This window comes from Streptomyces griseocarneus (genome assembly GCF_014655595.1).
GTDB classification, from domain to species: Bacteria; Actinomycetota; Actinomycetes; order Streptomycetales; family Streptomycetaceae; genus Streptomyces; species Streptomyces griseocarneus.
This window is the reverse complement of the sequence record NZ_BNBL01000001.1, coordinates 762,469-787,927: the sequence shown is the minus strand read 5'-3', so window position 1 is coordinate 787,927 and position 25,459 is coordinate 762,469. Positions and strand designations below refer to the sequence as shown.

Genomic DNA, 25,459 nt, shown 5'->3' with positions numbered 1-25,459 from the left:
AGGGGGAAGCCGAAGGGGAAGACAGCTCCGCTTAGCATTCGAACATGAAGCTGCGTCTCCCTCGCCCGCGCGGGCGGCGGCTGGTGGCCGCCCTGGCCGCCGGCGCCGTGCTCGCCGGTGCCGGTACCTGGACCGTGGCCTCGGCCACCGGTGACGATCCGCCCGTGCGCCGCGAGGACCGGGTGATCGCCGTGGACGAGGAGCCCGGAGACGGCAAGGGCGGCGTCCGGATCGACACCTCGTTCTTCACCTCCGGCAACCCGGGCCGTCGGCCCGCCGTCCTGCTCGCGCACGGCTTCGGCGGCAGCAAGAACGACCTGCGGGCCCAGGCGGAGGACCTGGCCCGCGAGGGCTACGCGGTGCTGACGTGGTCCGCGCGGGGCTTCGGCCGGTCCTCCGGCCGCATCGGCCTCAACGACCCCGGCCACGAGGTGGCCGACGTCAGCCGGCTCGTCGACTGGCTCGCCCGCCGGCCGGAGGTGCGCCTGGACCGGGCGGGCGACCCCCGCGTGGGCATCGCGGGCGCCTCCTACGGCGGCGCGGTCGCCCTCCTCGCCGCCGGGCACGACCGGCGCGTCGACGCCATCGCCCCGCAGATCACCTACTGGAACCTCGCCGACTCGCTCTTCCCCGGCGAGGTGTTCAAGCGGCTGTGGGCCGGCATCTTCTTCACCACCGGCTCCACCGTCACCGGCTCCCCGGGCGGCGGCTCCCCGGGAGCCGCCGGCAAGGCGGCGGCCGGCCCGGCCGCCTCCGGCTGCGGGCGGTTCGAGAAGAGCCTGTGCGAGATGTACGAGCGGGTGGCCGTGGCCGGCCGGCCCGACGCCGCCGCCCGCGAACTGCTCGAGCGCCGCAGCCCCTCCGCCGTGGCGGACCGCATCAAGGTCCCCACTCTGCTCGTGCAGGGGCAGAGCGACTCCCTCTTCCCCCTCGACCAGGCCGACGCGGCGGCCCGGGCCATCCGCCGCAACGGCGCGCCCGTCGCCGTCGACTGGGTCTCGGGCGGCCACGACGCGGGCATGGCGAGCGAGGAGCAGCGCGTCGAGCGACGCACGCGCGCGTGGTTCGACCGGTACCTCAAGGACGACGAAGGGGCGGACACCGGCCCCGCGTTCCGGGTCAGCCGGACCGGCGGCATCGACACCACCGACGGCGCGGTGCGACTGCGCACCGCGACCGGCGCCCGCTACCCCGGGCTGCGCGACGGGACCCGTACGGTCGCGCTGACCGGCGGCCGGCAGTCCTTCGGCAACCCGGCCGGCGCCAACCCGGCCGCCGTCTCCGCCGTACCGGGCATCGGCGGGGCCGCCTCCCAGCTGTCGGGGCTGGGCATCGGGGTGTCCCTCGACTTCCCCGGCCAGTACGCCCGCTTCGACTCCGGCCGGCTCGCCGAGGGCGTCCACGTCACCGGCTCGCCCACCGCCACCGTGAAGGTGGCCTCGGACACGGGCGATGCGGTGCTGTTCGCCAAGGTCTACGACGTGGGTCCGAACGGGCAGCAGCAGTTGCCCGGACAGCTCGTCACCCCCGTGCGCGTCACCGGCGCCGAGAAGGGCCGCACGGTCGAGCTGCGGCTGCCGGCCGTCGACCACACCTTCGAGGCCGGCCACCGGATGCGGCTGGTGCTCGCCGCCACCGACCTCGGCTACGCCTCGCCGGTGCGGCCGGCCACGTACACCGTCTCCCTCGCGGGCGGCGGCCTGAGCGTGCCGACGGCTCCCGGCGTGCGGGCGGCCGCGGCCGGGCTGCCGTGGTGGACGTGGGGGCTGCCGCTCGGCGGCGTGGCCGTCGCGGCGGCCGTGCTGCTGACGGGCCGCCGGCGCTCCGCCACGCCGGCCCCGGACCCGGCGCTGGCCGACGTCCCGCTGCAGATCACCGGCCTGGGCAAGCGTTACGCCAAGTCCGCCGACCGGTACGCCGTGCGGGACCTGTCGTTCCGGGTCGAGCGCGGCCAGGTGCTGGGCCTGCTCGGGCCGAACGGCGCGGGCAAGACGACCACGCTGCGCATGCTCATGGGACTCATCCGCCCCGACGCGGGCGAGATCCGCGTCTTCGGGCACGCCATCCGGCCGGGCGCGCCCGTGCTGTCGCGGGTGGGGGCCTTCGTGGAGGGCGCCGGGTTCCTGCCGCACCTGTCGGGCCGGGCCAACCTGGATCTGTACTGGCGGGCGACCGGCCGGCCGGCCGAGGACGCGCACGTCGAGGAGGCGCTGGAGATCGCGGGCCTGGGCTCGGCGCTGGAGCGGGCCGTGCGCACGTACTCCCAGGGCATGCGGCAGCGCCTGGCGATCGCGCAGGCCATGCTCGGCCTGCCGGACCTGCTGATCCTCGACGAGCCGGCCAACGGTCTGGACCCGCCGCAGATCCGGGAGATGCGGGAGGTGATGATCCGTTACGCGGCCGCCGGCCGTACCGTCATCGTCTCCAGCCACCTGCTGGCGGAGGTCGAGCAGTCCTGCACCCACCTGGTCGTCATGGACCGCGGGCGCCTGGTGAGCGCCGGGCCGGTGGCGGACATCGTCGGTTCGGGCGACACGCTGCTGGTGGGCGTCGCGGGCCGGCTGTCGGAGGTGATGGCCGACAAGGTGGCCGCCCTGCCGGGCGTGGCCTCGGCGGTGCGGACCGACGAGGGCCTGCTCGTACGGCTCGACGGCGCGAGCGCGCCGGAACTGCTCGCGGAACTGGTCCGGCTGGAGATCCCGGTGGCGAGCGTGGGCCCGCACCGGCGGCTGGAGGACGCGTTCCTGACCCTGATCGGAGGCTCGGCATGAGCTCGGCGACCACGCGGGACGCGGCGGACGCGGCGCCCGCACCGGAGTCCGCGCCCGGCTACCGCGCGCGGCGCACCCTGCCGCTGCGGGTGGAGGCGGCGCGGCAGCTGCGCCGGCGCCGCACCCTGGTGATGGGGGCGGTGCTGGCCGTGCTGCCGTTCGTCCTGATCGCGGCCTTCGCGATCGGAGGGGATCCGGGCGGCCGCAACAGCCGGGTGACGCTGATGGACACGGCCACGGCCTCGGGAGTGAACTTCGCGGCCACCGCGCTGTTCGTCTCGGCGGGCTTCCTGCTCGTGGTGCCGGTGGCGCTGTTCTGCGGCGACGCCGTGGCGTCGGAGGCGAGCTGGTCGTCGCTGCGCTATCTGCTGGCGGCTCCGGTGCCGCGTTCCCGGCTGCTGCTGAGCAAGCTGACGGTGGCGCTGGGCTTCAGTGCGGCCGCGATGGTGCTGCTTCCGCTGGTGGCGCTGGCGGCGGGCACGGCGGCCTACGGCTGGGGGCCGCTGCGCATCCCGACCGGCGGCTCGCTGGAGGCGGGGACGGCGACGGGCCGGCTGGCGGTCGTCGTGGCCTACGTCTTCGTCGGCCAGCTGGTGACGGCCGCGCTGGCGTTCTGGCTGTCGACGGTCACCGACGCGCCGCTGGGCGCGGTGGGCGGGGCGATGGGGCTGACCATCGTCGGCAACGTCCTGGACGCGGTCACGGCGCTGGGGCACTGGCGCGATCTGCTCCCCGCCCACTGGCAGTACGCGTGGGCCGACGCCCTCCAGCCGCACCCGGAGTGGGGCGGGATGGTGAAGGGGACGGCGGTGTCGGTGGCGTACGCGGTGGTGCTGTTCGCCTTCGCGTTCCGGCACTTCCGGGGCAAGGACGTGGTGTCCTGACGCTCCCGGGGCCGCGCGGTGCGCCCCAGGACACGCCCTACGCCCCGTAGACGGGCCGGGCCCGGCGGGCTCCCGCCAGGAGTTCCCGTATCGCCTCTCCCACCTCGGCCGGCGCCCAGCGGTCGCCCTTGTCGGCCGTCGGCCCGGGGTGCCAGCCCTCCATGACCGTGATGCGCCCGGCTTCGGCCTCGAAGACCTGGCCGGTGACCCCGGTGGAACCGGCCGAGGCGAGCCATACGACGAGCGGCGAGACGTTGGCCGGTGCCATGGCGTCGAAGGTCCCGTCCGGCGGCGCGGCCATGGCCTCGGGGAAGGCGCTCTCCGTCATACGGGTCCGGGCGGCGGGAGCGACGGCGTTGACCTGGACGCCGTAGCGCCCCAGTTCGGCGGCGGCGACGAGCGTCAGGCCGACGATCCCCGCCTTGGCCGCCGCGTAGTTCCCCTGGCCCACGCTCCCCAGCAGCCCGGCGCCCGAGGTGGTGTTGACCACCCGGGCGTCCGGCTCGCGACCGGCCTTGGCCTCCGCCCGCCAGTGCGCGGCGGCGTGGCGCAGGGGCAGGAAGTGACCCTTGAGATGGACGCGGACGACCGCGTCCCAGTCGTCCTCGTCCAGGTTGACGAGCATGCGGTCGCGCACGAACCCGGCGTTGTTGACCAGCGCGTCGAGCCGGCCGAACCTCTCCAGCGCGGCGGTGACGAGGGATGCGGCCCCCTCGCCGGTGGCGATGTCTCCGCAGTGGGCGACGGCTTCGCCGCCGCGCGCCCGTATCTCGTCGGCCACCCGCTGCGCGGGGTTCGCGGACGCGCCCTGCCCGTCGGGCCCGGCGCCCAGGTCGTTGACGACGACGCGCGCGCCCTCGGCGGCGAGCGCCAGCGCGTGCGCTCGGCCCAGGCCCCGCCCGGCCCCGGTGACGACGGCGACGCGCCCGGCGCAGATTCCGGTCATTCCACACTCCTCGATGCGTCCAGGAAGGCCGGGCGTTCGCCGCCGCCGTGGACGAGCAGCCCGGCTCCGGTGATGTACGCGGCGCGGTCGGAGGCGAGGAACACGGCGGCCTCGCCGACCTCGTCGGGCTCGGCGAGGCGCCCGGCCGGCACGGTGCGGGCGACGGCGGCCACACCGTGCTCGTCGCCGTAGTGCAGGTGGGCGGACTCGGTGCGCACCATGCCCAGGACGAGGGTGTTGACGCGTACGGCCGGGGCCCACTCCACGGCCATGGTGCGCGCGAGGTTCTCCAGGCCCGCCTTGGCCGCGCCGTAGGCGGCGGTGCCGGGCGAGGGGCGGGTGCCGCTCACGCTGCCGACCATCAGGATGCAGCCGCCCCCGCGCTGGGCGCACATGAGGCGGTGGGCGGCGAGCGAGGCCGTCAGCGCCGCGCCGAGGTTGAGGGCGATGACGCGCAGGTGACGCTCGGGCTCCGCCTCGTCGAGCCGCCGGTGGGGCGTGCCGCCGGCGTTGTTCACCAGCACGTCGAGCCGTCCGTGATCGCCGGCGACCCGGTCGAAGAAGGCGTCGACGGCGGCGGGTTCACGCAGGTCCACCGGCAGGAAGCGGGCCGTGCGGCCGTCCGCCGCGACGGGATGCTCGGGCGGCCTGCGGGCGCAGACGACGACGTCCGTGCCCGCGCGCAGGAACGCGCGGGCGATGCCCGCGCCGACGCCGCGGGTGCCGCCGGTGACGACGGCGACGCGGCCGTCCGGGCGTGGAGCGCTGGCCACTTCGGGCACCTCCCGAGGCCGGGGATCCGCTGCTACCGTCGCACCTAACAAACGTTTGGTGGAAAGGTAGCCGATGAGCGTCTCCACCGCACGCCCCGAACCGGGCATCGCCGTCGTCACCGTCGACTTCCCGCCGGTCAACGCCCTTCCCGTCCGCGGCTGGTACGAACTGGCCGAGGCCGTCCGCGCGGCGGGCGGCGACGCGGGCACCCGCTGCGTGGTCCTCACCGCCGCCGGGCGCGGCTTCAACGCCGGCGTGGACATCAAGGAGTTGCAGCGCGTACCCGGCCACCGGGCGCTGGTCGGCGCCAACCACGGCTGCTCCGCCGCCTTCTCCGCCGTCTACGACTGCGAGGTCCCGGTCGTGGCCGCCGTGCAGGGCTTCTGCCTCGGCGGCGGCGTGGGCCTGGCCGGCAACGCCGACGCGGTGGTCGCCTCCGACGACGCCACGTTCGGCCTGCCCGAGCTGGACCGGGGCGCCCTGGGCGCCGCCACCCACCTGGCCCGGCTCGTCCCCCAGCACCTGATGCGCACGCTCTACTACACCTCCCGCACGGTCACCGCGCACGAGCTGCACCGGCACGGCTCGGTGTGGCGGGTGGTGCCGCGCGGGGAGCTGATGGCGGCGGCCCTGGGGCTGGCGCGGGAGATCGCGGCCAAGGACGGGTCGTTGCTGCGGCTGGCCAAGGCGGCGCTCAACGGCATCGATCCCGTCGACGTCCGCCGCAGCTACCGCTACGAGCAGGGCTTCACCTTCGAGGCGAGCCTGACCGGCGTCGCCGACCGCCACCGCGACGCGTTCGTCTCCGGCGGCGCGGGAACGGCGGGCAGCGAGCCGAGGAGCGCGGGAAGGGAGCGGTCGTGACCGCGGACAAGACGATGACCGCCGACGAGGCCGTCGGCCGCCTGGAGAGCGGCATGACCATAGGCATCGGCGGCTGGGGCTCGCGCCGCAAGCCGATGGCGCTCGTACGGGCCCTGCTCCGCTCGGACCTCACCGACCTGACCGTGGTCTCCTACGGCGGCCCGGACGTGGGCCTGCTGGCGGCGGCCGGGCGGATCCGCAAGCTGGTCGCCTCCTTCGCCACGCTCGACTCGATCCCCCTCGAACCGCACTTCCGCGCGGCCCGGCAGCGCGGCGAGCTGGAGCTGATGGAGCTGGACGAGGCCATGTTCATGTGGGGGCTGACGGCCGCCGCCCACCGGCTGCCGTTCCTGCCGGTGCGCGCCGGGCTGGGCTCGGACGTGATGCGGGTCAACCCCACGCTGCGGACGGTCACCTCGCCGTACGCGGACGGCGAGGAGCTGGTGGCCGTCCCCGCGCTCACCCTCGACGCGGCCCTCGTCCACCTCAACCGCGCCGACGCGCACGGCAACGCCCAGTACCTGGGCCCCGACCCGTACTTCGACGACCTCTTCTGCGAGGCCGCGCGCGAGGCGTACGTCTCCTGCGAACGCATCGTGGACAGCGAGGAGTTCGCGACGGCCGGCGGACCGCAGACGCTGCTCGTGCAGCGCCACTGCGTCACGGGCGTCGTCGAGGCGCCGGGCGGCGCGCACTTCACCTCCTGCGCGCCGGACTACGGGCGGGACGAGGCCTTCCAGGCGGCGTACGCCCGGGCCGCCGCCGACCCGGCCGCCTGGCGGGAGTTCGCGCGGCGCTTCCTGTCCGGGGACGAGGAGGACTACCGCGCCGCGGTCGCGGAGTGCGTGCGGGAGGCGTCGTGAGCGCCGCCGTCGCGACCAGGGCCGAGGTGTGCGTGGTGGCCTGCGCGGAGGCCTGGCGCGGCGCCGGCGAGATCCTGGCGAGCCCGATGGGCGGCGTGGTGCCCACGGTCGGCGCCCGGCTGGCCAAGCTCACCTTCGCGCCGGAGCTGCTGCTGACGGACGGCGAGGCGATGCTCGCCGCCGACGTCCCGGCGCTGGGGGCGAGGCCGAGGGTGATCGAGGGCTGGCTGCCCTACCGCCGCCACTTGGCGCTGGCCGCCGGCGGGAAGCGGCACGTGATGATGGGCGCGAGCCAGCTGGACCGGCACGGCAACCAGAACATCAGCTGCGTCGGCGACTGGCACCGCCCCGCCCGTCAGCTGATCGGGGTGCGCGGCGCGCCCGCCAACACCGTCAACCACCCGACCAGTTACTGGATCCCCCGGCACTCCCCCCGCGTCCTGGTCGAGCGCGTCGACATGGTCAGCGGCGTCGGCTACGACCGCGCGGCGGCCGCCGGCCCCTCCGCCACCCGCTTCCACCGCATTCCGCGCGTCGTCACCGACCTCGCCGTGCTCGACTTCGAGACCCCCGGCCACACGATGCGCGTGCGCTCCCTGCACCCCGGCGTCACCGCCGAGGAGGTGCGGGCGGCCACGGGCTTCCCGCTGGACGTCCCCCCGGACGCCCCGCGCACCCGCACCCCCACGGCCGCGGAACTCCGCCTGATCCGCGAGGTCATCGACCCGGCCGCCCGGCGCGAGCGCGAGGTGCCGGCGTGAGGACCGCCCTGACCGACCTGGTGGGCGTCCGGCACCCGCTCGTACAGACCGGCATGGGCTGGGTGGCCGGGCCCCGCCTGGTGACCGCGGCGGCCGAGGCGGGCGCGCTCGGCATCCTGGGGTCCGCGACCATGACCCCCGACCGGCTGCGGGCGGCCGTCCGCGAGGTGCGCTCCCGCACGGACCGCCCGTTCGGGGTCAACCTGCGGGCGGACGCGGGGGACGCCGCCGAGCGGGTGCGGATCCTGATCGACGAGGGGGTGCGGGTCGCCTCCTTCGCGCTGGCGCCCTCCCGGGAGCTGATCGCCCGGCTCAAGGACGCCGGCGTCGTCGTCATCCCCTCGGTCGGGGCCCGGCGGCACGCCGAGAAGGTCGCGGCCTGGGGCGCGGACGCGCTCGTCGTGCAGGGCGGCGAGGGCGGCGGGCACACCGGGCGGGTGGCGACCTCGGTGCTGGTCCCCCAGGTGGTCGACGCGGTGGCGATCCCCGTCGTCGCCGCCGGCGGCTTCCGCGACGGGCGCGGCCTGGTCGCGGCCCTCGCCTACGGCGCCTGCGGCATCGCCATGGGCACCCGCTTCCTGCTCACCTCCGACAGCACCGTCCCGGCGGCGGTGAAGGCCGCCTACCTCGCCGCGTCCGTCACGGACGTCACCGTCACCACCAAGGTCGACGGCCTCCCGCACCGCGTGCTGCGCACGCCCTTCGTCACCGCGCTCGAGCGCGCGGGCCGCACGAGAACGCTGGTCCGGGCGCTGCGGCACGCCGTCGCCTACCGCGAGCTGTCGGGCACGGGCGCCCGGCGGATGCTGCGCGACGGCCTGGCCATGAAGCGCGGCACGGACCTGACCTGGGGCCAGGTCCTGCTGGCCGCGAACACGCCGGTGCTGCTGCGGGCCGCGATGGTGGACGGCCGTACGGACCTCGGCGTGATGTCCGCCGGGCAGGTGGCGGGGGTGATCGAGGACCTGCCCTCGTGCGCCGCGCTGGTCGAGTCGGTCATGGCGGAGGCGCAGGCGACGCTGCGCCGCCTGGCCTCCGGGTAGGGCTCGCCCCGCTTCAGAGCCGTTCGATGATCGTGACGTTGGCCTGGCCGCCGCCCTCGCACATCACCTGCAGCCCGTAGCGGCCGCCGGTGCGCTCGAGTTCGTACAGGAGCGTGGTCATCAGCCGGGCGCCGCTCGCGCCCAGCGGGTGACCGAGGGAGATCGCGCCGCCGTTGACGTTGACGCGCCCGGGGTCGGCGCCGGTCTCCCGGGCCCAGGCCAGGACCACGGACGCGAACGCCTCGTTGATCTCGACGAGGTCGATGTCGCCGATCGTCATGCCGGCCTTCTTCAGCGCGTACGCCGTGGCGGGGATCGGCGCGGTCAGCATGCGGATGGGGTCCTCGCCGCGCACGGAGAGGTGGTGGATCCGGGCGCGCGGGGTCAGGCCGTGGTCCCGCACGGCGCGTTCGCCCGCCAGCAGCAGGACGGCGGCGCCGTCGGATATCTGGGAGCAGAGGGCGGCCGTCAGCCGTCCGCCCGGCGCGAGCGGCTCGAGCGCGGCCATCTTCTCCGGCGTGGTGTCCCGGCGCGGGCCCTCGTCGGCGGTCATCGTCCCGTAGGGGACGATCTCGCGCTCGAAGCGGCCCTCGTCGACGGCGCGCACCGCCCTGCGGTGCGAGTCGAGGGCGAACTCCTCCATCCGCTGCCGGGTGATCCCCCACTTGTGGGCGATGAGTTCGGCGCCGTGGAACTGGTCGACGGGCCGGTCGCCGTAGCGTTCCCGCCAGCCGCGGGAGCCCGCGAAGGGGCCCTCGGCCAGGCCCAGCGGCTCGGTGGCCCGGCGGGCGGCGTAGGCGATGGGGATCTGCGACATGTTCTGGACGCCACCCGCGACGACGAGGTCCTGGGTGCCGGAGAGCACGGCCTGGGCGGCGAAGTGGACGGCCTGCTGGCCCGAGCCGCACTGCCGGTCGACGGTGACGCCGGGCACCTCCTCCGGCAGGCCCGCCGCCAGCCAGCTCGTGCGGGCGATGTCCCCGGCCTGCGGCCCGACCGCGTCGAGGCAGCCGAGGACGACGTCCTCCACGGCGGCGGGGTCCACGCCCGCGCGGTCCACCAGCGCCTTCAGCACGTGCGCGCCGAGGTCGGCCGGGTGAACGGCGCTCAGGCCGCCGCCCCGCCTGCCGACGGGCGTGCGTACCGCTTCGACGATGTATGCCTCGGCCATGGCCTGCTCCCAGCTTCTCGTCGGGGTTCTAGGTGCGTACGGCGATTCCGTCCAGGACCATCGACAGGTACTGCCGGGCGATCTCCTCGGGGCTGTGCGCGCCGCCCGGCCGGTACCACGACGCCGCCACCCACACCGTGTCGCGCACGAAGCGGTAGGCGAGGCGGACGTCGAGGTCGGCGCGGAACACCCCGTCGGCGACGCCGCGTTCGAGCGTGCCCAGCCACGCACGCTCGAACCTGCGCTGCGAGTCGGCGAGGTAGGCGAAGCGTGGCCTGCCGGCGAGGTCCTTGGCCTCCCGCTGGTAGATGGCGACGGCCGCGCGGTGCCGGTCGATCTCGCGGAAGGACTCGGTGACCAGCGCCTCGAGGGTCTCGCGGGGCCCGAGCCGGGCGGCGAGCACGGAGTCGTAGCCGGCCCAGAGTTCGTCGAGGAAGGTGGAGAGGATCTCGTCCAGCATCGACTCCTTGGAGTCGAAGTGGTAATAGAGGCTGCCCGCGAGCAGGCCGGCGGCGTCGGCGATGCGGCGGACGGTGGTGGCGGTGTAGCCCTGCTCGGCGAACACCTCGGCCGCCGTCGCGAGCAGTTCCCCGCGCCGCCCGGGGGCCGGCTTCTCGGTGGTGGTCTTCTTGCTGATCGGCACGCTCTCATTGTCGGTCACGTTCTTTCGCGATCACGCGCGCTGGCTGCTGACGGCCACGGTCTCGCCGGTCATGTACGAGGAGTAGCCGCTGGCCAGGAAGACGATGACGTTGGCGACCTCCCAGGGCTCGGCCGCCCGCCCGAACGCCTCGCGCCGGGCCAGCTCGGCGAGCAGCCCGGGGTCGGCGACCCGGTCCAGGTGGGGATGGGCGGCGAGGCTGGGCGAGACGGCGTTGACGCGCACGCCGTAGGCGGCGGCCTCCACAGCGGCGCAGCGGGTGAGCGCCATGACCCCGGCCTTGGCGGCGGCGTAGTGGGCCTGGCCGCGCTGGGCGCGCCAGCCCACGACCGAGGCGTTGTTGACGACGACCCCGCCCGCGCCGCTCGCCCGCATGCGGCGCAGGGCGGCGCGGGTGCAGCGGAAGGTGCCGTTCAGTGTGGTGTCGAGGACCCTGTCCCACTGCTCGTCGGTCATGTCCACGAGCTCGGCGGTGCCGCCCAGGCCGGCGTTGTTGACGAGGATGTCGAGGGGGCCGTGCCGCTGCTCGGCGAGGTCGAGGAGGGCGGCGACCTGCGCCTCGTCGGTGACGTCGCAGGAGGTGCCGGCGACGCGGGCGTCCCCGAACTCCCCGGCCAGCGCGGTGACGGTGCGCGCGAGGCGGCGGGCGTGGACGTCGCCGAGGACCACACCGGCGCCCTCCTCGAGGAAGCGGCGGGCCGTGGCCCCTCCGATGCCGGTGCCGGCGGCGGCGGTGATGACCGCGGTGCGGCCGGACAGCAGCTCGTGGGCGGGGAGATAGGGCGGCGGGCCGGAGCTCTCGACGCTGCTCATGACCGTACGTTAACCTACCAAACACTTGTTAGGGAAGGATGGTTGATGACCACTGACCCTGTGACCACTGACCCTGTGGTGCGCTACGCACGCCTCGGCCCCGTCGCGACGGTCACGATGAACCGGCCCCGGTACCGCAACGCCCAGAACTCCCGCATGACCTACGCCCTGGACGACGCCTTCGGCGAGGCCGCGGCCGACGACGGGGTCAGGGTGGTCGTCCTCGCCGGGGAGGGCGAGCACTTCTCGGCGGGACACGACATCGGCACGCCGGAGCGGGACGCCCACCTGCCCTTCGCGCGCCGGGCGGGGCTGTGGTGGGACCACACGGCCGCGGCGGGCGCCGAGGGGCGCTTCGCCCGGGAGTCCGAGGTGTATCTGGGCATGTGCCGCCGCTGGCGCGAGCTGCCCAAGCCGGTGATCGCCCAGGTCCAGGGCGCCTGTGTGGCGGGCGGGCTGATGCTGGCGTGGGTGTGCGACCTGATCGTGGCGAGCGAGGACGCCTTCTTCGCCGACCCGGTGGTGCGGATGGGCATCCCCGGCGTCGAGTACTTCGCCCACCCGTGGGTGATGCCCCCGCGCGTGGCGAAGGAGTTCCTCTTCACCGGCGAGCGGATGAGCGCGCGGCGGGCGTACGAGATCGGCATGGTCAACCGCCTGGTGCCGCGCGGCGAACTCGCGGCGCAGACGGCCGCGTTGGCCCAGCGGGTGGCCCGCATGCCGCGCATGGGGCTGGCGCTGGCGAAGCGGGCGGTGAACCAGGCCGAGGACCTGCAGGGGCTGCACGCCGGGCTGGACTCGGCGTTCGCCCTGCACCACCTGGCGCACGCGCACAACGCGGAGACGGCCGCCGATCCGCTCGGCGGGATGGACGTGCGCGCGATGAAGGACGCGTGATGGATCCCGGCCTCCCGCCGGGTACGGAGGCCTTCCGTGCCGAGGCCCGCGCCTGGCTGGCGGAGCACGTCCCCCGTACGCCGCTCGCGTCGCTGGAGACGGAGCGTGGCTTCGCCCAGCGCCGGGCGTGGGAGCGGACGCTGCACGCGGGCGGCTGGTCGGTCCTCTCCTGGCCCCGGCGCTTCGGCGGCCGGGACCGCTCGCTGCTGGAGTGGCTGGTCTTCGAGGAGGAGTACTGGGCGGCGGGCGCCCCGGCCCGCGTCTCGCAGAACGGCGTCTGTCTGCTCGCCCCCACGCTCTTCGAGCACGGCACGGAGGAGCAGCGGGCCCGGATCCTGCCCCCGATGGCGAGCGGGGAGACCGTCTGGGCACAGGCGTGGTCCGAGCCCGGGGCGGGATCGGACCTCGCCGCGCTGCGGTCGGCGGCCCGGCGCGTCGCGGGCGGCTGGCGCCTGAGGGGGCACAAGACGTGGTCGTCGCGGGCGGCCTTCGCGGACCGGGCGTTCGGGCTGTTCCGCAGCCACCCCGCCGGCCCGCGGCCGCACGACGGGCTGACGTACGCGATGTTCCCGCTGGACGCCGAGGGCGTGACCGTGCGGCCGGTCGGCCGCCTCGACGGCAAGCCGGCCTTCGCGGAGATCTTCCTCGACGACGTCTTCGTGCCGGACGCCGACGTCATCGGCGAGCCGGGACGGGGCTGGCGCGTGGCCATGAGCACGGCGGGCAGCGAGCGCGGCCTGGCCCTGCGCAGCCCCGGGCGGTACGTCGCCGCCGCCCGGCGGCTCGTGGAGCTGTGGCGCGCGGCCGCCGACCCCTCGGACACGGCCCTGCGCGACCGCGTCGCGGACGCGGTGATCCGCGCGCGGGCCTACCGGTTGTACGGCTACGCGCGGGCCTCCCGGCCGGCGGCCGGGGCGGCCGGGGCGGAGGCGAGCCTGACCAAGGTCTTCTGGTCCGAGCTGGACCTCGCGCTCCACGAGACGGCCCTGGACCTGCTGGGCCCCCGGGGTGAGCTCGCGGACACCGCGGACGAGGCCCCGTGGGGCGGCGGCTGGGCGGAGGGCTGGACGTTCGCCCTCGCCGGTCCGGTGTACGCCGGCACGAACGAGATCCAGCGCGACATCATCGCGGAACGGCTGCTGGGGTTGCCGAAGGGACGCCGGGCCGGCGGCGGCCCGGAAGAAGCCCCCCGCTCCCCCGGCCGAAAGCGGCACCCGGGCGGCTTCCGGACTCCCGGCGGGTTCCCGCTGGACGCCGGGCAGGCGGAGTTCGCGCGCACGCTGGACCGGATGTTCGCGGCGGCCGGAACGGCGGACGCGGTACGGGCGTGGGCGCGCGGCGAGCGGGAGCCGGGGCTCGCGCTGTGGGAACGGGCGGCCGGGGCCGGGGTGTTCGCCCTGGCCGCGCCGGAGGCGTACGGCGGTCTCGGGCCGCTGCCGGTGGAACTGGGCGCGGCCTTCGTGGAGCTGGGCCGCCACTGCGTGCCGGGGCCGCTGGTGGAGACGGTCGCGGCCGCCGCCCTGCTGGGCGGGCTCGCGGAGTCGGGCGAGGCGGCGCCGGCGAAGCGGTGGCTGCCCGGCCTGTGCGCGGGGAGCGCGATCGCCACGCTGACGCCGCCGGCCGGACCGTACGCGCTGGACCCGGACGCCGCGCGCCCGGTGTTCGCCGTCACCGGGGACACGCTCCGCCTCGCCGCCGGCCATGGCCCCGTGCAGCCCTCGCTCGACCCCGCCCGGCGGCTGGCACGGCCGCACGGGGGCGGGGAGTTGGTGGCCGTGGGGCCGGCCGTGCGCGAGGCGGCGGCGCGCGCCGCCGTCTGGGCGGCGTACGCGACGGCCGCGCAGGCCCTCGGGGTGGGGCTGGCGTTGCTGGAGCGGGCGGTGGCCCACGCCGGGGAGCGCCGGCAGTTCGGGGCGGCGATCGGGTCGTTCCAGGCGGTCAAGCACCGGCTGGCGGACACGCTCATCGGCCTGGAGTTCGCCGGGCCGCTGCTGCACGGCGCGGCGACGGCCCTCGCGGCGGGCGCCCCGCACGAGGCGGCGGCCCATGTGGCGGCCGCCAAGGCCGCCGCCTGCGATGCCGCGTACGCGGCCGCGCGCACCGCGCTGCAGGTGCACGGCGCGATCGGCTACACCAGCGAGCTCGATCTGTCGCTGTGGATCGGCAAGGCCAGGGCGCTGCGGACGGCGTGGGGGACGCCGGCGGAGTGCCGGAGCAAAGTGTTTCACTTGTAAAACACCTGCTAACGTTTTGAGCATGCCGAAGCCCTTTCCTGCCCGGCCCCTGCCCTTGCCCCTGCGCGGCCTGGTGCGCCTGAGGCCGGCCGCCGACATCTGGCACAAGGCGGCCTTCAGCGCGGCCGCCACGATGGCGGTCTGCGACCTCGTCCTGCTCTCGCTCGGCCGCCTCGACCTGGTGCTCTACACCGCCGCCGGCGCGCTGTGCGCCCTGTACGGGCACGACCGGCCGTACGCCGTGCGCGCCCGCACCCTCGCCTGGGTGGTGCTGGCGACCGTCGCGGGCGTGGGCATCGCCCTGACCTGCGCCGCGCTCGTCCCCTCCGCCCCGCTGCTCGTCCTGGGCGCCTCGCTGCTGGCCGCCGCGCACAAGATGGTGTGCGACGCGACCCGGATCGGGCCGCCCGGCAACGTCGTGCTCACCTTCGTCACGTCGAGCGCCTTCTTCGTGCCCCAGCGCATCGGCGAGGTGCCCGGCCACCTCGGCCTCGTCCTGGCGGGCGGGGCGCTCGCCTGGCTGGTCTGCATGGCTCCCGCGCTGGTGCGGCCGTACGGGCCGGAGCGGATCGCCGCCGCCCGCGCGCTGGAGGCGGCGGCCGGCCTGCTGCGCGCGGAGGCCGCCGACGCGGCGCGGGCCCGGCACGCCACGGCCGCCGCGGTGAGCGCGGCACGGCGGGCGCTCGGTCACGAGGCCGCGCCGCGCGACGCGCTGCGGCGGGCGGTGGCACAGGCGGACGCCGCACTGACCGCCGGCCCGGCCGACCCGGCCGGGGCCGAGCGGCTGCTGGCCCACGCGCGCCTGCTGCGCCGCGAGGGCGCCCCGGCCGCCCGGCTGCGCGCCCACGCCCACCTGGTCCCCGTCGGCGTTCGCGTGGCCGTGGGCGCGACCCTCGCCGGGTGGGTCTCGCTCGCGCTCGGCAGCGCCCACCCGTACTGGGCCGTGGTGACCGCGGCCGCGGTGTTCCAGGCGAACACCACCTCGACCTGGCAGCGCGCGGTGCAGCGCGCGCTCGGCAACCTGCTCGGCCTGCTGCTCTTCACGGCGCTGCTGCCCCTCGCCCGGTCGGGCGAGGTCGCGCTGGTGCTCCTGACCCTCCTGCTGCAGATCGGCGCCGAGGCGTTCATCGCCCGGAACTACTGGCTGGGCAGCGTGTGCGTCACACCGATGGCCCTGCTGCTGGGCGAGTTCGGCGGCAGGCACCCGGCCGGGGCGCTGGTCGCCGACCGCTGGACGGACACCCTGGTGGGGGTGGTGGTGGGGCTGACGGTGTGCGCGCTGGTCACCAACCGGCGAGCGGCCGGCCGGGTCCACGAGGCCCTCGAGCGGGCGGCGGCCGCGCGGGAGGCGGCCCGGGCCGCGGCCGGCGGGCCCGCCGACGGGGTCCGGGCGGCGCGGGAGCGGCTGGGCGCCGCGCTGCTCGAGCTGCGGGAGGCGGTGGACGTCGCGGCGGGCGAGTGGTGGCAGGCCGCGTGGCCGCGGCGGCGGGCGGCCGAGGAGGAGCGGGAGGGCTACCGGGTGCTGGCCGCGCTCGGCGCCGGGGCCGGGGCGGGCGGTGCGGCCGGTGATGACATCGCGCCCCGGCACGGGCGGGGGCCCCGGACGCCCGTTCCCGCCGCGGACGGCAGAATCTGACACGGACCGTCATGCGAACCCGAGAGGACCGACACCGTGGCCGAGGACATCGTCGCGCGCGTGCTGCGCCAGTGGCAGCAGGTCCACCCCGGACTGGACACCGCGCCGATGGCCGTGATCGGCAGGCTCAACCGCTGCGCCGCACTGCTGCAGCAGGCGGCCGACGCGCCACTGGTGCGGGAGGGGCTGACCCGTGCGGAGTTCGACATCCTGGGGACGCTGCGCCGCACGGGCCGCGAGCTGACGCCCGGCCAGATCGCGCGGGAGACCTTCGCCTCGGGGGCCGCGGTCACCAAGCGGCTGCGGGTCCTGGAGGAGCGGGAGCTCGTCACCCGCCGCCCCGACGACCGCGACCGCCGGATGGCCCACCTCTCGCTCACGGACGCCGGCCGGGAGATGATCGACCGGCTCATCCCCGACCAGCTCGCCTATGAGCAGGCGCTGCTCGCGGGCCTCGGCAAGGACCGCCAGGACGAGCTCGCGGGCACCCTCGCCGAGCTGCTGGTCCTCCTGGAGGGCAGGCTCGGCGGCCTCCAGCCCTGAGCGACGCGTCCGCGACCGGGCGCAAGCCACCCAAGGAGCCGCATACCCCCACTGGGTATGCGGCTTCTTGTGTTCCACCCCTTGCCGCGCATACACCCCGGGGGTATAACGTGAGGAGTAGATACCCCCTGGGGGTATGATCAGGGGCCCGACCGGCCCTCCCCGCTCGAGGAGCACTGATGACCATCACGACACCCAGCACCGCAGGCGCGGCCCGCGTCGAGCTCGCCATCGGCGGGATGACCTGTGCCTCGTGCGCGGCCCGTGTCGAGAAGAAGCTCAACCGGATGGACGGCGTCGAGGCGACGGTCAACTACGCGACCGAGAAGGCCGAGATCGTCTACGGGGCCGGCATAGCCGTGGCCGACCTGATCGCCACGGTCGAGGCGACGGGCTACACCGCCACGCCCCCGGCCCCCGCGCGCGTCGCCGACGACGCGGACGCACAGACCGCCGGGGCCGGCGACGCCGGGGACGAGCTGCGGCCCCTGCGCGAGCGGCTGATCACCTCGGTCGTGCTGGCCGTGCCCGTGATCGCGCTGGCGATGGTGCCCGCCCTGCAGTTCGAGTACTGGCAGTGGCTGTCGCTGACCCTGGCCGCGCCCGTGGTCGTCCACGGCGCCTGGCCCTTCCACCGGGCCGCATGGAAGAACGCCCGCCACGGCGCGGCCACGATGGACACGCTGATCTCGCTGGGCACGTCGGCGGCGTTCCTGTGGTCGCTGTGGGCGCTGTTCTTCGGCACCGCCGGCATGCCCGGCATGCGGCACGGCTTCGAGCTGACCGTCGCCCGCGGGGACGGCGCGGGGAACATCTACCTCGAGGCGGCCGCCGGAGTCACCGCGTTCATCCTGGCCGGGCGCTACTTCGAGGCCCGCTCCAAGCGCCGGGCCGGCGCCGCCCTCAAGGCCCTCCTCGAGCTGGGGGCCAAGGAGGTCACCGTGCTGCGCGCCGGCCGCGAGACGCTGATCCGCACCGAGGACCTGGCCGTCGGCGACCGCTTCGTGGTCCGGCCCGGCGAGAAGATCGCCACCGACGGCACCGTCGTCGAGGGCACCTCGGCCGTCGACGCCTCGATGCTGACCGGCGAGTCCGTGCCCCTCGAGGTCGGCCCCGGCGACGCCGTCACGGGGGCCACGATCAACGCGGGCGGGCGGCTGGTCGTCGAGGCCGGCCGCGTCGGCGCCGACACCCAGCTGGCGCGGATGGCCAGACTGGTGGAGGACGCGCAGAACGGCAAGGCCGCCGCCCAGCGCCTGGCCGACCGGGTCTCGGCCGTCTTCGTCCCCGTCGTCATCGCCCTCGCGCTCGGCACGCTCGGCGCCTGGCTGGCCGCCGGCGCCGGCTGGACGGCCGCGTTCACCGCCGCCGTGGCCGTACTGATCATCGCCTGCCCGTGCGCCCTGGGCCTGGCCACCCCCACCGCCCTGCTGGTCGGCACGGGACGCGGCGCCCAGCTCGGCATCCTCATCAAGGGGCCCGAGGTCCTGGAGACCACCCGCGGCGTCGACACGATCGTGCTGGACAAGACGGGCACCGTGACCACCGGCCGGATGACCCTGCTCGCGGTGCACACGGCCGACGGCGAGGACGAGCACGAGGTGCTGCGCCTGGCCGGTGCGCTCGAGCACGCCTCCGAGCACCCCATCGCCCGGGCCGTCGCCACCGGCGCCGCCACGGCGGTGGGCGCCCTGCCCGTCCCCCGGGACTTCGCGGGCGTCCCCGGTCTGGGCGTCCGGGGCGTCGTCGACGGCCACGCCGTCCTCGTCGGCCGCCGGAAGCTGCTCGCGGAGCAGGCCATCGGCCTTCCCGCCGCGCTCGAGAGCGCCCTCGCCGAGGCCGAGGCCCTCGGCCGCACCGCCGTCACCGTCGCCTGGGACGGTGCGGCCCGGGCCGTCCTCGAGGTCGCCGACGCCGTCAAGCCCACCAGCGCCGAGGCCGTCCGGCGCCTGCGCGCCCTGGGCCTGACGCCCATCCTCCTCACCGGCGACAACGAGACGGTCGCCCGGGCGGTGGCGGCCGAGGTCGGCATCGACGAGGTCATCGCCGAGGTCATGCCCGAGGACAAGGTCGACGTGGTCAAGCGCCTGCAGGCCGAGGGCCGTTCGGTCGCCATGGTCGGCGACGGCGTCAACGACGCGGCCGCCCTGGCCCAGGCCGACCTCGGCCTCGCCATGGGCACCGGCACCGACGCCGCCATCGAGGCCGGCGACCTCACCCTCGTCCGCGGCGACCTGCGCACGGCCGCCGACGCCATCCGGCTCTCCCGCAAGACGCTCGCCACGATCAAGTCGAACCTCTTCTGGGCCTTCGCCTACAACGTCGCCGCCCTCCCCCTCGCCGCCGCCGGACTGCTCAACCCGATGATCGCCGGAGCCGCCATGGCGTTCTCCTCCGTCTTCGTGGTCGGCAACAGCCTCCGCCTGCGCCGCTACACCCCCGCGCACTGAACCCGCGCGTCCCCGGCCCGGCAGGGGCCGGGCGTCGTGTGAAGGGCCGTAGGTGGCACATTTCTGCCACCGACGGCCCTTGAGCAACGGCTTCCGCCGCATGAGGCTGGAACCATGAATGATCTTCTTCGGACCCTGCTCCCCGCCCCGGACCGCCGCCCGCCCCAGAGCGTGCTGGTGATCGGCGCCCACCCCGCGGACCTGGCCTTACACGCCGGCGGCACGGTCGCGCGGTGGGTCGAGCGCGGCACCCGCGCGACCTACTGCGTCCTCGTCGACGGGGACGGGGACGGCATGCACGCGGGGCAGCGCCTGGCCGCGAAGCTCTGCGGCGTCACGGACGTGCGCTTCCTCGGCCGCGAGGAGCTGCCCGCGCTGATCCGGGACGTACGCCCCCAGCGCGTGCTCGCGCCGGGAGGGGATCCGCTCGAGGCGTGGGCGGAGCTCGACGGCGTCCCCGAGCTGTGGCTGGCGAACGCCCCCGAACCCAATCAGTACGTGGACGTCACGGCCGTCCTCGAGCGCAAGCTGGACGCGCTGCGGGCGCAGGACACGCGGGAGTCCCGCGACGCGGACCTGGAGGAACGGCTGCGCGGACGGCTCGCCGGGCACGCCAGGGCGGGCGGGCTGCCGCAGGGGCGCCTCGCCGAGGCGTTCCGGGTCCTGCGCCCCGCACGGCCCAGGCCCTGATCCCGCGCGCTCAGGGCGCGGAACTCGGCATGGCCGGTGCCACGGCGGGTGCGTTGTACTTCTTGTCGCACAGCAGGCCCGGGATCTTCTTCCCGGCGCCGACGAGGTCCACCCGGACCTCCTCCGGCCGCAGACCGCCCGGCACGCTGTTGTGGGCGGCCGTGCACACCAGCTGGACGCGGGCGACGGGCGAGAGCCGGGTGACGTCCAGGGGCAGGGTGACGGTGACCCTGCCCGGGGCGGAGAGGATCTCGAAGCGGCCGCTGATCCGGGGCAGTTCGGAGTAGAGGCCGCGCATCTTCTCGGCCTCGTTGGGGCCGGCCAGCAGCAGCGGCACCGCCTCCTCGGCGCTGACCTCCGCGTCGGCCGGGCGGTTGACCATCTGCACGCCGCCGGGGAAGCCGAAGTAGAGCCGGACCTCCGGCGTCTTGACGCCCGGGCGCCGGACGCCCTGGGCCGGCCGGCCCACCTCGACGACCTCGGTCGGCTCGATGCCGCAGGCGGCCAGCGGCGCGGCGAGCGACCCCAGCAGCAGCGCGGCGGCCGCCGCGCGTCGTGCCCTCACTTCTCGTCGCCTCCTCGCCTCAGCGGGAGGTCGACGGTGAACACCGCTCCGCCCCCGGTCACGTTGGCCGCCCGCACGGTGCCGTCGTGCAGGCGTACGTTCTCCATGGTGATGGCGAGGCCGAGGCCGCTGCCCTCGGAGCGGACCCGGGCGGCGTCCGCCTTGAAGAACCGCTCGAAGACGTGCGGCAGCACCTCGGGGTCGATGCCCTCGCCCCGGTCCGCGATCTCGATCAGCAGCCGCTCGCCCTCGCCGTGCGGCCTGACCCGGACCGCCACGCTCACCGGCTCCCCGCCGTGGCGCAGCGCGTTGCCGACGAGGTTGGCGACCACGACGTCGATGCGGCGCGGGTCCAGCCGGGCCCGTACGTCCTCGGGCAGGTCGGCCCGCACCTTGTCCTGCCAGCCGCGGGCCTGGAGGGTCTTGCGGATCGTCTCGGCGACGTCGACCTCGTCGAGGTGCAGGGCGGCGGCGCCCGCGTCGAAGCGGGAGATCTCCATCAGGTCCTCGACCATGCGGGCGAGCTTCCCGGTCTCCTGGCTGATGAGGCGGACCGCGTCGGCGGTGTCGGGGTCGAGGGTGGCGGCGTCCTCGTCGAGGACGTCGACGACGGCGGTCATGGCGGCGAGCGGGGTGCGCAGTTCGTGGGAGACGTCGGCGGCGAAGCGCCGGGAGTTGGCCTCCATGCGGCGCAGTTCGGCCACGTTCTCCTCGAGGGCCGCCGCCATGTCGTTGAAGGTGCGCGAGAGGTCGGCGAGTTCGTCGCCCCCGGACACCTTCAGCCGGGTGTCGAGCCGGCCGTCGGTGATCTGCTGGGTGGCGCGGCGCAGTTCGCGCACGGGCCGCAGCACCCCGCGCGCGGCGATCAGGGCGGGCACGACGGCCAGCGCGATGGCGGGCAGCGCCCCGCGCTGGGCGGCCTTCACCAGCGCCGAGACGTTGACCTCGTCCTCGCGCAGCGGCACGTGGGCGTAGACCTCGAGGCCGGACATCTGCCCGCCGTCCCCGCTGAAGGCCACGGGCAGGCCGATGGCGAGCCACGGCCTGCCGTCGCTCTCCACCCGCTGGAAGGCCGCGATGCCGTCGCGCACCTTCTCCTGCACTCCGGCGGGAACGGTCCTGCCCACCGCCCTGGCGCCGGGGACGAGGGGCTCGTCGCGGTAGCGCGCCTGGACGATCCAGTGCTGCGCCTGGCCGGCCCGGTCCAGGCTCTGGGTGAACCGGGCGAGTCCGCCCGCGTCCGGCGGGAAGCGCAGTTCGGGCGCCTGGGAGTTGACCTGGGCGCGCAGCTGCTGCACGGCCGTGTCCTGGGTGCGCTTGAGGATCGCGGTGCGGGCCTCGCGGAAGGTCAGGGCCGCGGTGGTGAGCGCGCTGAGCGCGGCGACCAGCAGGAACGCCACGACGAGCCGGGCGCGCAGCCCGCGGGCGAGGGTCCGCAGGGCGGGCCGGCGCAGCGCGGGGCGCCGGATCGCGGGTCGGCGGATCGCGGGCCGGCGCGGGAAGGGTCGTCCCACCGTCGTCCCGCTAGCCCTGGACCGGGCCGAAGCGGTAGCCGAAGCCGCGCACGGTCTGGATGTACTTCGGGGAGCGGGTGGACTCCTCGACCTTGGTGCGCAGCCGCATCACGCAGGCGTCGACCAGGCGGGCGTCGCCGTGGTAGCTGTGCTCCCAGACGTGCTCGAGGAGCTGCTGGCGGCTGAAGACCCGGCCGGGGGTGGCGGACAGGTACAGCAGCAGCTTCATCTCGGACGGGGCGAGGGCGAGGTCCTGGCCGTGCTTGGAGACGAGCAGGCCGGCGCGGTCGATGGTGAGGTCGCCGTGGGACTCGGCCGCGGCGGGGGCGAGCGCCGGGTCGGGGCCGCCGTCGACGGGCGCGGCGCGGCGCAGGACGGCGCGGATGCGGGCCTCGAGGACCTCACCGCGGGCGGGCTTGACGATGTAGTCGTCGGCCCCGGCCTCCAGGCCGAGGACGACGTCGATGTCGTCGCCGCGGGCGGTGAGCATGATGATCGGGATCTGCTGGGTGGCCCGGATGCGGCGGCAGACCTCGAAGCCGCTCATGTCGGGCAGCATCAGGTCGAGCAGCACCAGGTCGGGCCGGAAGGTCTCCAGGGCCGCCAGCCCGGCTCCGCCGGTGGGCGCGGCCTCGACCTCGTGGCCGCGGCGGCGCAGGGTGAGGGTGACCCCTTCCCGTACGGCCCGGTCGTCCTCGATCAGAAGCACGCGTGACATGCGGACAGTATCGGTCGTTCGAACACACGAATGCGCACCGGAGCGGTCGGACCGGGGGAACTGTCACCGACTTCTCATATTTCCCACCCGCTCCGCCAGCCCCTCATAACCCTCAGACCCTTCAGAGCCCTCAGATCCCGATGTGCCGCAGGAGCAGGGACCGGAAGTCCCGGTCGAAGGCCTCGTAGTGCCGGCGCAGCCGGTCGCCGGGCCAGTCGGCGGGCAGCAGGGCGGCGGGCAGGACGGGGTCGGACAGGAGGTGGCGCAGCACGGCGGCGGAGACGGTGAAGCGCCCGGCCAGGCCGCCGGGCCGGTCCGGCGGCGCCTGGAGCGCCGCCTCCAGGGCCCGGGCCCGGCGGGCCCAGCCGTCGAGGTCCCACAGGGCGGCGGCGAGGGCGGCGGGGTCGCCCTCGGGGGCGCCGGTGAGCAGGGTGCACTGCCCGGTGACGACCGCGGGCCGCCCGTCGCGCACCAGGTTCGCGGGCCGCAGCCAGCAGCCCTCGCGCAGCTCGGCCAGGCGCAGGGCCGCCATGGCCTGGCGCAGAGCGGCGCGGTCGGGGGCGGCGCGCCGCTCGGGGGTGACGACGGCGATCTCCCAGGAGCCGTCCCAGGGGCGGGTGCGCGGCGCACGGCTGTCGTCCTGGCGGGCCTGGCGGGCCAGGAGCCGGTCGGTGAGCCGGTACGCGCCGTCGGTCTGCTCCAGGTCACCGGCGGCGACCATGCGGGTCAGGGCGGTGCGGACGGCGCCCTCGGCGGTACCGAACAACTCGCCGACGCGCACGAGCGCGCTGGCGGGGAGCGCGGGCGGGTGGTGGCCGAGGAGGGTGGACAGCACGACGGAGCGCGCGGTCAGCGGCCGCAGGGAAAGCGTTTCGTCCATGACCGGCCACACCCTATCCATTACAGCCTCGCATCACGCATCATGAAAGTGTAATGCCGCCGAGTACCCGCACTCCGGAGGTCGCCGTGAGCGCCACGCACGAAGTGTTCAACCAGGCCCCGCCCCTGACCGGCTTCTCCACCGCCGACGACCCCGCCCTGCTGGAGGCCCTGCGGCGCGACGGCGCGGGCTGGGGCGAGGAGGAGGTCCGTGCCCTGGGCGCCCGGGCCGGGTCGGAGGAGGTGCAGGAGTGGGCACGGCTGGCCGAGGCGTACCCGCCGGTGCTGCGCACCCACGACCGCTACGGCCACCGGGTGGACGAGGTCGACTTCCACCCCGCCTGGCACCACCTGATGGCCGAGGCCGTCGGCAGCGGCCAGCACGCCGCACCGTGGGCCGGGGCCCGCCCCGGCGGACACCTGGTGCGGGCGGCGAAGTTCTACGTCTGGGCGCAGGCGGAGCCCGGCCACGGCTGCCCGGTCTCCATGACCTACGCCGCCGTCCCGGCCCTGCGCGCCCAGCCGGAGCTCGCCGCCGCCTACGAGCCGCTGCTGGCCTCCCGCACGTACGACTACGGACTGCGCCCGCCGCTCGGCAAGCGGGGCCTGATCGCGGGCATGTCGATGACCGAGAAGCAGGGCGGCTCGGACGTGCGGGCGAACACCACGACGGCCGTGCCGGCGGGCGACGGCTCGTACGTGATCACCGGGCACAAGTGGTTCACCTCCGCGCCGATGAGCGACGTCTTCCTGGTCCTGGCCCAGACCGAACAGGGGCTGACCTGCTTCCTGATGCCGCGGGTGCTGCCCGACGGCACCCGCAACGCCATCCGGCTGCAGCGGCTGAAGGACAAGCTCGGCAACCGCTCCAACGCCTCCTCGGAGGTCGAGTACGAGCAGGCCGTGGCCTGGCCGGTCGGCGAGGTGGGCCGCGGGGTGCGCACGATCGTCGAGATGGTCAACATGACCCGGCTCGACTGCGTCATCGGCTCCGCCGCGGGCATGCGCGCCGGGCTGCGGCAGACGCTGCACCACACCGCGCACCGCCGGGCGTTCGGCGCCGAGCTGATCGACCAGCCGCTGATGCGCAACGTCCTGGCGGACCTGGCCGTCGAGTCGGAGGCCGCGACAGTGCTGGCGATGCGGCTCGCCGCCGCGCTGGACCGCTCGGAGGCGGGGGACGCCCAGGAGGCGGCGCTGCGCCGGCTCGGCCTGGCCGCGGGCAAGTACTGGGTGTGCAAGCGCGGCAGCGCGCACGCCGCCGAGGCCCTCGAGTGCCTGGGCGGCAACGGCTACGTGGAGGACTCGGGCATGCCCCGGCTCTACCGGGAGGCGCCGCTGCTGTCGATCTGGGAGGGCTCGGGCAACGTCGCCGCGCTGGACGTGCTGCGGGTGCTGGCCAAGGAGCCGGCCGCCCTGGAGGCCTACTTCGCCGAGGTCGGCCTGGCCGCCGGGGCGGACCCCCGCCTCGACGCCGCGGCCGCGCGGCTGCGCGACCTGCTCGGCACGCTCGCCGACCCCCACCACGCCCAGCTCGCGGCCCGCCGCGTCGCCGAGCAGCTCACGCTCGTGCTCCAGGGCAGCCTGCTCGTGCGCCACGGCACCCCGGCGGTGGCGGACGCGTTCTGTGCCTCGCGGCTCGGCGGGGACTGGGGACACGCGTTCGGCACGCTGCCCGGCGGCACGGACCTGGGCGCGGTGCTGGACCGGGCGCGGACGAAGAACGCCAAGGCCGGGGCGTGAGACGGCGCATCCCGACACGGCGCGTCAACACATGACACA

Annotated in this window: 22 protein-coding genes and 1 pseudogene; 14 read left to right on the top strand and 9 right to left on the bottom strand. The window is 75.7% G+C overall.

The genetic code is table 11. The features are described from left to right. Positions 1 to 44: 44 nt before the first annotated feature. Positions 45 to 2,771 (top strand): alpha/beta fold hydrolase, encoded by a 2,727-nt coding sequence (locus IE295_RS03390; protein WP_190061879.1) that lies wholly within the window; start codon positions 45 to 47, stop codon positions 2,769 to 2,771. Next, on the top strand, positions 2,768 to 3,655 hold the full coding sequence (locus IE295_RS03385) for an ABC transporter permease (RefSeq protein ID WP_190061878.1): 888 nt from the start codon (positions 2,768 to 2,770) through the stop codon (positions 3,653 to 3,655). The genes IE295_RS03390 and IE295_RS03385 overlap by 4 nt, the downstream gene beginning before the upstream one ends. Before the next feature lie 37 nt (positions 3,656 to 3,692). Here the strand turns inward: IE295_RS03385 and IE295_RS03380 are convergent, their stop codons facing one another. Together IE295_RS03380 and IE295_RS03375 are read right to left on the bottom strand one after the other, a co-directional pair. Further along, entirely contained in the window at positions 3,693 to 4,601 is a 909-nt protein-coding gene (locus IE295_RS03380; protein WP_190061877.1) for an SDR family oxidoreductase, read from the bottom strand. Next, a complete protein-coding gene (locus IE295_RS03375; protein ID WP_224323222.1) occupies positions 4,598 to 5,374 on the bottom strand; it encodes an SDR family oxidoreductase in 777 nt (258 codons plus the stop codon). Before IE295_RS03375 ends, IE295_RS03380 begins: the two co-directional genes overlap by 4 nt. Before the next feature lie 73 nt (positions 5,375 to 5,447). On the opposite strand from IE295_RS03375, the gene IE295_RS03370 reads away from it, so the two are divergent. Genes IE295_RS03370 through IE295_RS03355 form a run of 4 tightly spaced genes read left to right on the top strand, consistent with a single transcriptional unit; the run spans position 5,448 to position 8,906 of the window. Next, positions 5,448 to 6,239: an enoyl-CoA hydratase family protein gene (locus IE295_RS03370; RefSeq protein ID WP_190061876.1), complete on the top strand. Its 792-nt coding sequence runs from the start codon at positions 5,448 to 5,450 to the stop codon at positions 6,237 to 6,239. A gap of 14 nt (positions 6,240 to 6,253) precedes the next feature. Further along, the gene (locus IE295_RS03365) at positions 6,254 to 7,102 is read left to right on the top strand and encodes a CoA transferase subunit A (protein ID WP_190062385.1); all 849 of its coding nucleotides are present in this window, start codon (positions 6,254 to 6,256) and stop codon (positions 7,100 to 7,102) included. Beyond that, positions 7,099 to 7,863: a CoA-transferase subunit beta gene (locus tag IE295_RS03360; RefSeq protein ID WP_190061875.1), complete on the top strand. Its 765-nt coding sequence runs from the start codon at positions 7,099 to 7,101 to the stop codon at positions 7,861 to 7,863. The genes IE295_RS03365 and IE295_RS03360 overlap by 4 nt, the downstream gene beginning before the upstream one ends. Continuing rightward, positions 7,860 to 8,906 (top strand): NAD(P)H-dependent flavin oxidoreductase, encoded by a 1,047-nt coding sequence (locus IE295_RS03355; protein ID WP_190061874.1) that lies wholly within the window; start codon positions 7,860 to 7,862, stop codon positions 8,904 to 8,906. The genes IE295_RS03360 and IE295_RS03355 overlap by 4 nt, the downstream gene beginning before the upstream one ends. Positions 8,907 to 8,919: 13 nt before the next feature. Here the strand turns inward: IE295_RS03355 and IE295_RS03350 are convergent, their stop codons facing one another. The 3 genes from IE295_RS03350 to IE295_RS03340 are packed head-to-tail and all read right to left on the bottom strand — an operon-like array spanning position 8,920 to position 11,551. Further along, positions 8,920 to 10,077: an acetyl-CoA C-acetyltransferase gene (locus IE295_RS03350; RefSeq protein WP_190061873.1), complete on the bottom strand. Its 1,158-nt coding sequence runs from the start codon at positions 10,075 to 10,077 to the stop codon at positions 8,920 to 8,922. A gap of 28 nt (positions 10,078 to 10,105) precedes the next feature. After that, the gene (locus tag IE295_RS03345; RefSeq protein ID WP_190061872.1) at positions 10,106 to 10,720 is read right to left on the bottom strand and encodes a TetR/AcrR family transcriptional regulator; all 615 of its coding nucleotides are present in this window, start codon (positions 10,718 to 10,720) and stop codon (positions 10,106 to 10,108) included. A 30-nt stretch (positions 10,721 to 10,750) separates the two neighbouring features. Continuing rightward, positions 10,751 to 11,551, bottom strand: a complete 801-nt coding sequence (locus tag IE295_RS03340) for an SDR family oxidoreductase (RefSeq protein WP_190061871.1) — start codon at positions 11,549 to 11,551, stop codon at positions 10,751 to 10,753. A 45-nt stretch (positions 11,552 to 11,596) separates the two neighbouring features. On the opposite strand from IE295_RS03340, the gene IE295_RS03335 reads away from it, so the two are divergent. From IE295_RS03335 to IE295_RS03310, 7 genes and pseudogenes are all read left to right on the top strand, one after another. Beyond that, complete coding sequence (locus IE295_RS03335; RefSeq protein ID WP_190061870.1) at positions 11,597 to 12,448, top strand: enoyl-CoA hydratase; 852 nt, start codon at positions 11,597 to 11,599, stop codon at positions 12,446 to 12,448. Beyond that, a pseudogene (locus IE295_RS33250) lies at positions 12,448 to 13,611 on the top strand (acyl-CoA dehydrogenase family protein); the annotation flags it as partial. The gene IE295_RS03335 and the pseudogene IE295_RS33250, both read left to right, overlap by 1 nt. Positions 13,612 to 13,737: 126 nt before the next feature. Continuing rightward, positions 13,738 to 14,682, top strand: a complete 945-nt coding sequence (locus tag IE295_RS33245) for an acyl-CoA dehydrogenase family protein (protein ID WP_229922940.1) — start codon at positions 13,738 to 13,740, stop codon at positions 14,680 to 14,682. A gap of 22 nt (positions 14,683 to 14,704) precedes the next feature. Next, on the top strand, positions 14,705 to 16,318 hold the full coding sequence (locus IE295_RS03325; protein WP_190061868.1) for an FUSC family protein: 1,614 nt from the start codon (positions 14,705 to 14,707) through the stop codon (positions 16,316 to 16,318). Between the two features lie 36 nt (positions 16,319 to 16,354). Next, positions 16,355 to 16,861, top strand: a complete 507-nt coding sequence (locus IE295_RS03320) for a MarR family winged helix-turn-helix transcriptional regulator (RefSeq protein WP_190061867.1) — start codon at positions 16,355 to 16,357, stop codon at positions 16,859 to 16,861. Between the two features lie 179 nt (positions 16,862 to 17,040). Further along, positions 17,041 to 19,311: a heavy metal translocating P-type ATPase gene (locus IE295_RS03315; protein WP_190061866.1), complete on the top strand. Its 2,271-nt coding sequence runs from the start codon at positions 17,041 to 17,043 to the stop codon at positions 19,309 to 19,311. Between the two features lie 114 nt (positions 19,312 to 19,425). Further along, positions 19,426 to 20,001, top strand: coding sequence for a PIG-L deacetylase family protein (locus tag IE295_RS03310; RefSeq protein WP_190061865.1), 576 nt, complete (start codon positions 19,426 to 19,428; stop codon positions 19,999 to 20,001). A gap of 10 nt (positions 20,002 to 20,011) precedes the next feature. Here IE295_RS03310 and IE295_RS03305 read toward each other — a convergent pair whose 3' ends face one another. The 4 genes from IE295_RS03305 to IE295_RS03290 form a co-directional block, all read right to left on the bottom strand. Then, positions 20,012 to 20,566, bottom strand: a complete 555-nt coding sequence (locus IE295_RS03305; protein ID WP_190061864.1) for a hypothetical protein — start codon at positions 20,564 to 20,566, stop codon at positions 20,012 to 20,014. Continuing rightward, complete coding sequence (locus tag IE295_RS03300) at positions 20,563 to 22,035, bottom strand: ATP-binding protein (RefSeq protein WP_372479000.1); 1,473 nt, start codon at positions 22,033 to 22,035, stop codon at positions 20,563 to 20,565. Before IE295_RS03300 ends, IE295_RS03305 begins: the two co-directional genes overlap by 4 nt. A 55-nt stretch (positions 22,036 to 22,090) precedes the next feature. Next, entirely contained in the window at positions 22,091 to 22,798 is a 708-nt protein-coding gene (locus tag IE295_RS03295) for a response regulator (protein ID WP_190061863.1), read from the bottom strand. 130 nt (positions 22,799 to 22,928) lie between these two features. Further along, a complete protein-coding gene (locus IE295_RS03290; RefSeq protein ID WP_224323221.1) occupies positions 22,929 to 23,678 on the bottom strand; it encodes a PaaX family transcriptional regulator C-terminal domain-containing protein in 750 nt (249 codons plus the stop codon). Between the two features lie 86 nt (positions 23,679 to 23,764). Between IE295_RS03290 and IE295_RS03285 the strand changes: the two genes are divergently transcribed. Next, positions 23,765 to 25,420: an isovaleryl-CoA dehydrogenase gene (locus IE295_RS03285; protein WP_190061861.1), complete on the top strand. Its 1,656-nt coding sequence runs from the start codon at positions 23,765 to 23,767 to the stop codon at positions 25,418 to 25,420. Positions 25,421 to 25,459: the final 39 nt, after the last annotated feature.